The sequence below is a fragment of the Brunnivagina elsteri CCALA 953 genome (assembly GCF_002289455.1).
Lineage (GTDB): Bacteria > Cyanobacteriota > Cyanobacteriia > Cyanobacteriales > Nostocaceae > Brunnivagina > Brunnivagina elsteri.
Map to the genome: position 1 here is coordinate 1 of NZ_NTFS01000414.1, position 5,610 is coordinate 5,610.

The window sequence follows — 5,610 nt, forward strand, 5'->3', positions numbered from 1 at the left end:
AACCTCTCCGATGTACGCTCGTCTAATGCGGCTACCTTTGGAAGTCACTCCGTGCCTACCCGCAGGGTACGCAGATGGGAGTGTACCTCACCCAAATGAAATGTGCTGTAAGCCTAAATGTGAAGCGGGTAAAGAAACATTTCAACGTGGTTGTTGGATATTGACTAAAGTTGGGCAAATTGGTTTGCAAACTGCATGTAAATTATCTAAATAAGGGGTGTATCTTGTATGAATACTACTGTTAAATATGACCTAGAAGTGTTGAGAGAAGAAGCACGTCAACTCGTCAAACAAGGAAAAGTTCAGCGTAATGAACCAATTTATGCTTTGTGTAAATTTATTCCTGGTCGTGAGTGGGTTTGCGTAGAGCTTGAGTTAGAAGAAAATGATTTTTTACTCCGTGACAAAATTATTGATTTACTTGGTAACGAAGATTGGAATGAAGATAACTAGTACAGAAAAAAAGGAAACAAACCTTCCATTTTAAAGCACCAAAAAACAGTCTAAGAGTAAGCCACAAAATGAATGTTCCTGTGTTGTCATTTTGTAGCTTGCTACAGAATAGACATCTCCGGAAAAGAGGTAGAGACGTAGCATTGCTACGCGAATGTGCCGGGACAGAATATTCTCGAAATCTTGCCACGGGGATACTCCCCGTGGCAAAGTTTCGCGGCAACTTCGCAGTCTCTATAAGGGTTCTGGGTAACGCATAATTAAATTCGGTCGATGTCTAATAACCGAAGAGCATTTATTTCTGTGGAGTTCTCTAAGCAAGTACTATTTAAACACTCTCTCAGTCACAGTTTTGGCTAGGATACTGCTTCCCATCCTTTGAGTAAACCATCTCCGATAGTTTTGGTGGTTCTTGAGCAATATGAAACACAAGTACCCGCTCCTCCACAACTTTATCGCTATTTGTAACGCGATCGTATTGTCTCCTGTGTTCTACCCAAGATTCAACCAATACAGTCTCCACAAACCGACTTGGGTTAGACACATCCTGATATAGTCCCCATTGAATCGCACCGTCTCGACGACGAATCCTCCCTAGTGCTTGCATTTCCAAGTAATGGTAGTAATGCAAATAAACCACTGGCAAAAAATATGTAGGCGATTGTTCGATATATAACAAACTGAAATACGGGAGCATGACGAACGTAACGAACCCCTGCTTGAATAGCTCCAACTACACGCTCTGTTGGTAAAGCACTTACAGAATGCGATCGCTTCCAGTTATAAATTACCCAAATAACACTAATCAAGGTCGCTGCATTCAGTAAAAACACTAAGCCAATACTTGAACTGGCAATAATTATACCTGCTAATGCTGGACCAATCGAACGCGACAGGTTGACAACTATACCGCTAAGTGTAACCGCTTGTGGAAGTTCGGCTGGAGTTACAAGTTCCGGTGTCACTGCTTGCCATACGGGCATATTCATCGAACTAGCAATGCTCATAGCAAAGGTTAAACCCAGCAGAATCCCAGGTGTTGTTATATTTGCCATTGTTAATATACCTAACAAAGCAGCAACTAGCAGCATCCATGTCTGCGTCCATAACAGCATTTTACGGCGATCGATAACATCTGCGTTAGCGAAGCTCGTCGTAAGACATCGCACCTGCGGGAAGTGCTAATAAAAAAAATGGCAAGCTGGATGCAACTTGCACAGCAATTCTCATTTTAAGGTTTCATGACATTGAAACCTTTACAGTCAGAGGGTTTTACAATTATTAACGAATCTGGGGAGCGCTGAAATGGCGCAAAATCGTTTCAAAATGAGAATTGCTGCAACTTGCATTAGCGCTACTAGTATTGGAGAGTTTGGTGCAAGCGTCCTCATTAACCAAGCTGCACCAACATCATGCATCCAAGTACCAACGCTGGAAATTGCCGAAGCAATCCACAAGGAACGAAAAACTGGTTGTCGGAGGGGACTCCACATTGATGTTGGTGTCGATGCTGTTGATGCTGTCATATGGAATGAGTAGGGGCAATTTGAATGCCTGAATTAAATTTAAAGTAAGCCACAAAATGAATGATCCTGTGTTGTCATTGAGCATTTATTTCTGTGGAGTTCTCTTATTGTCTAGAGCATATAAAAATTAATTGGTGTTATGCAAGCTAGTGCTTGACGCTTTACGAATTCTATAAGCCAAATTAAATTAAATAAATCAGCTTGTTAAACAAAATTGATGAATCCTGGTGTAAAAATGGGTAGATTAAGAATTATGAGCCAAAAATTAGTCAGTTTTTAACTATAGAGAGGAAAATCAGACCATGAAGCAACTAACCAGCAACAAGCTTAAACTGTTCTTGCTTCCGCTATATTGGTTTGATTAAATTTGCGTTCATTACCTATGGAATCAGCATTTGAGTTGGGGTAAATTACAATCCTCATTTTTAAACCCCTAACTTAATTGTTTGGAGTATTCTAACTCCTTTTCATTAATTATTTTATTTGGTCATAGGAGTGAAAACCTAAGATGGATTGGAAATCTCTTACTGTACTCAGTAGTGTTTTAATTTTTGGATTTTTAGAAACTATTTTTCCTTTTTTTCATTTCAAATATAGTTTTAATCAGCGAACTTACCCAAATTTATTTTTGGGGGTTATTAATGTTAGTGTGAATAGTCTGACAATTGCTTTTCTTTTACACCAGATTTGGCAGCAAAAATTCTGGTTGGGATTTTTGCATTTGGTAGAGTTACCTTGGTTAGCTGCTACTATCTCTTTTGTCATCATTGATTTATACATGTATGTATGGCATCGGTTAATGCATAGCTCAAACATCACATGGCAATTTCATCAAGTCCATCATACAGAAATGTCGATGAATACCTCGACTGCTTACCGCTTTCATACAGTCGAAGTTATATTATCTAATGTCCCTAAATTATTTTTAATTTGGTTATTAGGAATTAAACCAAGTTATTTATTATTTTATGAAATTACTTTAGCAATCGAATTAATTTTTCATCATAGTAATTGGGCACTTCCTTGGAAATTAGATAAATTCCTCAGTTATCTTATCGTCACACCAAATATTCATCGTTTACATCATTCTCAATCTTTTCAAGATACTCAATTCAATTATGCTAGTATTTTAACTATTTGGGATAAATTATTTCATACTTGTTCCTATCCTAAATATCCTGAAAAAATTCAATTAGGATTAACTGAATATAGGAATCATCTCAATATCCTAAATTTGATTTTTTTGCCATTAAGAAAACATTAGAGACGCGATGTATCGCGTCCCTACATTTAATTATTTGCGATCGCGATCGCTTCTTTTGCTGCCGCACAAATCTCTAAAGGCTGTGCCGCAAGTAATATAGCGTTCAATAATCCGGGAAATAAAGTATCTAAATCATTTCGTCGTAAGCTATTAATGTGCTGCGTTCCCTCTTTACGAGTTAACACAACCCCAGACTCACGTAAAATCTTGAAATGGTTCGACATCGTTGATTTCGCGATCGCAAAGTCAAACCCCGCACAGCACTGCTCACCTCTCGTTGCCAGCAGTCTGACTATCTCTAACCTCACCGGGTCTCCTAAAGCATATAGGACTCCCGGCAATGTCATATCTTTTCGATCTGGATGATACAAAAATCTCATACCTTGCATTATCTAACAAAAAGGGCTATATTTTAGTTATTCGATTTTACCGAACTAACGAAATACTACGGAGAGGGCTAATATGTCATCCGTTACAAATGTGACCGAAGCCACATTTAAACAAGAAGTTTTAGAAAGTGAAATACCTGTATTAGTAGATTTTTGGGCACCCTGGTGTGGTCCTTGTCGGATGGTGACTCCGGTAGTAGATGAAGTAGCTGCCGAATATGAAGGACAAGTAAAAGTCGTGAAGCTGAACACTGACCAAAATCCCACGGTTGCCAGCCATTATGGAATTCGCAGTATTCCCACACTAATGGTTTTTAAAGGAGGTCGGCAGGTTGATACTGTAGTAGGCGCAGTTCCCAAGAATACACTTACTAAGACTTTATCACAGTACATGTAACAAAGTGAATAGGTAGTTGAAAATACTGACTAAGAAATAGGTATTAGGGATTATTGCTAATGTTTAATCCCTAACTTCTTGTGCAAACAACTAAAAGCAGGGGAAATCATGCCACAACTTTTTGATCCATATCAACTCAATCGATTGCAGTTCGGGGTTTAACACTCCTGACTTCAAAAAATATCCTTTTGGTGCAAGTTGGCAAGTACCTCTATCGGAAAAATTCGTAATAAAACCGACACTGGCTGTGCCAGTGTCGGTTTTATTACCAATGCTATACAAGCTGACGAGATAATTCGTAACCAACGTGCTGATATTGTGCTTCTAGCCAGAGAAATGCTACGCGATCGCACCAGTAAGGATCGCTTATCGCGCTGCCAAGGAACTGCGTTAGAAGAATGTAGAAACGCTACCAGTACAATATGCTAGCTGGCTGTAACTATAGAAAATCGAGAGTACTGTAGGGGAACCACGGTTGTTTGCCCTTGTTTTATTCGAGCAAAACAAAAATACTGTTATTGTAAAAGCATTTTCTTCAACTCATCATATTTATCTTGACTTAAGCGATATACTTCAGGTTGAGGTTTACCAATCAAATGTCCTTGAATGTAACTTACACCTATTTCTTTTAAAGAACGTAAACTAATCGATATTGTTTCATCAATGCCTTCAACAATTACTTTAGCTGGATTTAAATTATTTGCCCCAACTAATTCGTGAACAAAATTAATAATAATATGGCTTGAATGATGTTGTAAAAGTTCGCGATCGATTTTGACATGGGATGGATTTAACCCCGCTAATCGAGACACGGAAGCATAACCAACACCAAAATCATCAATAGCAAAGCGAATTTTAAGCTGACTAACATATTCAACTAAACGACTTTTAAAAGTTTGCAGTGGGTTTTGCAAACGTATACCATTATCAAAGTGAGGCAATTCTGATTTTTCAGAGATTTCTAAAATTAAATTTCGCGGTGAAATTACCTTATCTTTAACTATTTGCTTCACCGTTTCAAAATAAGCCGATCGCATAATTGATTCGGGATAAACATTAACAGACAAAGGTACTACATCCCCTGCACGTCGTTGTGTTAATTTGCGAGCATGACGGTAGCTTTCACAAGCAACACTGAGAAAATGTCGATCGAGTTCAACAGTAAATCTAGAACCCCACATTTCTGCGGCTGTAAATAAGTCTGTCGGGGCAGTATGATTTTCAGGATTGCGTGCTAAAGCTTCCCATCCACTAATAAATAAATCATCTGGTTCTAAATTTAGAACTGGCTCAAAATATACAACCATTTGTTTGAGTCTTTGGCAAAATAAATTAAATCTTCGTTGATAAAGAGACGACGATAAAAAGCCAAAGTGATATTTTAGGGAATCTAGAATTGCAGCTTCAATTAATTCTATTTTCAGAAAATTTTGTTTACTAGCTTGATAAAAACTAGAGACGATTTTACCATAAACATCTACTAGTAAATCAGAATCAAGTGGCAATCCGCAAATTACAATAACTTCTGCTTGTGGTGATTCTGTTAAAGGTAATATGACAAATATTTTAGATGTATTATGA

General features: G+C 37.9%; 10 protein-coding genes. 5 read left to right on the plus strand and 5 right to left on the minus strand.

From position 1 onward, the window contains the following. Positions 1-214 (plus strand): hypothetical protein (locus CK510_RS33015; protein WP_211293302.1); only part of this gene is annotated, 214 nt, incomplete at its 5' end. A gap of 14 nt (positions 215-228) precedes the next feature. Then, positions 229-453: a DUF4327 family protein gene (locus tag CK510_RS25285; protein WP_095724302.1), complete on the plus strand. Its 225-nt coding sequence runs from the start codon at positions 229-231 to the stop codon at positions 451-453. Between the two features lie 340 nt (positions 454-793). Here the strand turns inward: CK510_RS25285 and CK510_RS33655 are convergent, their stop codons facing one another. The 3 genes from CK510_RS33655 to CK510_RS31220 form a co-directional block, all read right to left on the minus strand. Continuing rightward, on the minus strand, positions 794-997 hold the full coding sequence (locus CK510_RS33655) for an MFS transporter (protein WP_245912428.1): 204 nt from the start codon (positions 995-997) through the stop codon (positions 794-796). Then, entirely contained in the window at positions 990-1,622 is a 633-nt protein-coding gene (locus tag CK510_RS25290; RefSeq protein ID WP_245912429.1) for an MFS transporter, read from the minus strand. Before CK510_RS25290 ends, CK510_RS33655 begins: the two co-directional genes overlap by 8 nt. A gap of 93 nt (positions 1,623-1,715) precedes the next feature. Beyond that, positions 1,716-1,979: an MFS transporter gene (locus CK510_RS31220; protein WP_095724303.1), complete on the minus strand. Its 264-nt coding sequence runs from the start codon at positions 1,977-1,979 to the stop codon at positions 1,716-1,718. Positions 1,980-2,628: 649 nt separating this feature from the next. On the opposite strand from CK510_RS31220, the gene CK510_RS25300 reads away from it, so the two are divergent. Beyond that, the gene (locus CK510_RS25300) at positions 2,629-3,243 is read left to right on the plus strand and encodes a sterol desaturase family protein (protein ID WP_245912430.1); all 615 of its coding nucleotides are present in this window, start codon (positions 2,629-2,631) and stop codon (positions 3,241-3,243) included. Positions 3,244-3,269: 26 nt separating this feature from the next. Here the strand turns inward: CK510_RS25300 and CK510_RS25305 are convergent, their stop codons facing one another. Then, the gene (locus CK510_RS25305) at positions 3,270-3,623 is read right to left on the minus strand and encodes an ArsR/SmtB family transcription factor (protein ID WP_095724307.1); all 354 of its coding nucleotides are present in this window, start codon (positions 3,621-3,623) and stop codon (positions 3,270-3,272) included. Between the two features lie 82 nt (positions 3,624-3,705). On the opposite strand from CK510_RS25305, the gene trxA reads away from it, so the two are divergent. Both trxA and CK510_RS25315 read left to right on the plus strand, forming a co-directional pair. Continuing rightward, positions 3,706-4,029, plus strand: coding sequence for a thioredoxin (gene trxA / locus CK510_RS25310; protein WP_095724305.1), 324 nt, complete (start codon positions 3,706-3,708; stop codon positions 4,027-4,029). A gap of 198 nt (positions 4,030-4,227) precedes the next feature. Continuing rightward, on the plus strand, positions 4,228-4,458 hold the full coding sequence (locus CK510_RS25315; RefSeq protein ID WP_095724306.1) for a hypothetical protein: 231 nt from the start codon (positions 4,228-4,230) through the stop codon (positions 4,456-4,458). A gap of 86 nt (positions 4,459-4,544) precedes the next feature. Here CK510_RS25315 and CK510_RS25320 read toward each other — a convergent pair. Beyond that, positions 4,545-5,610: EAL domain-containing protein (locus tag CK510_RS25320; RefSeq protein ID WP_143289434.1), on the minus strand; the 1,066-nt coding region annotated here is incomplete at its 5' end.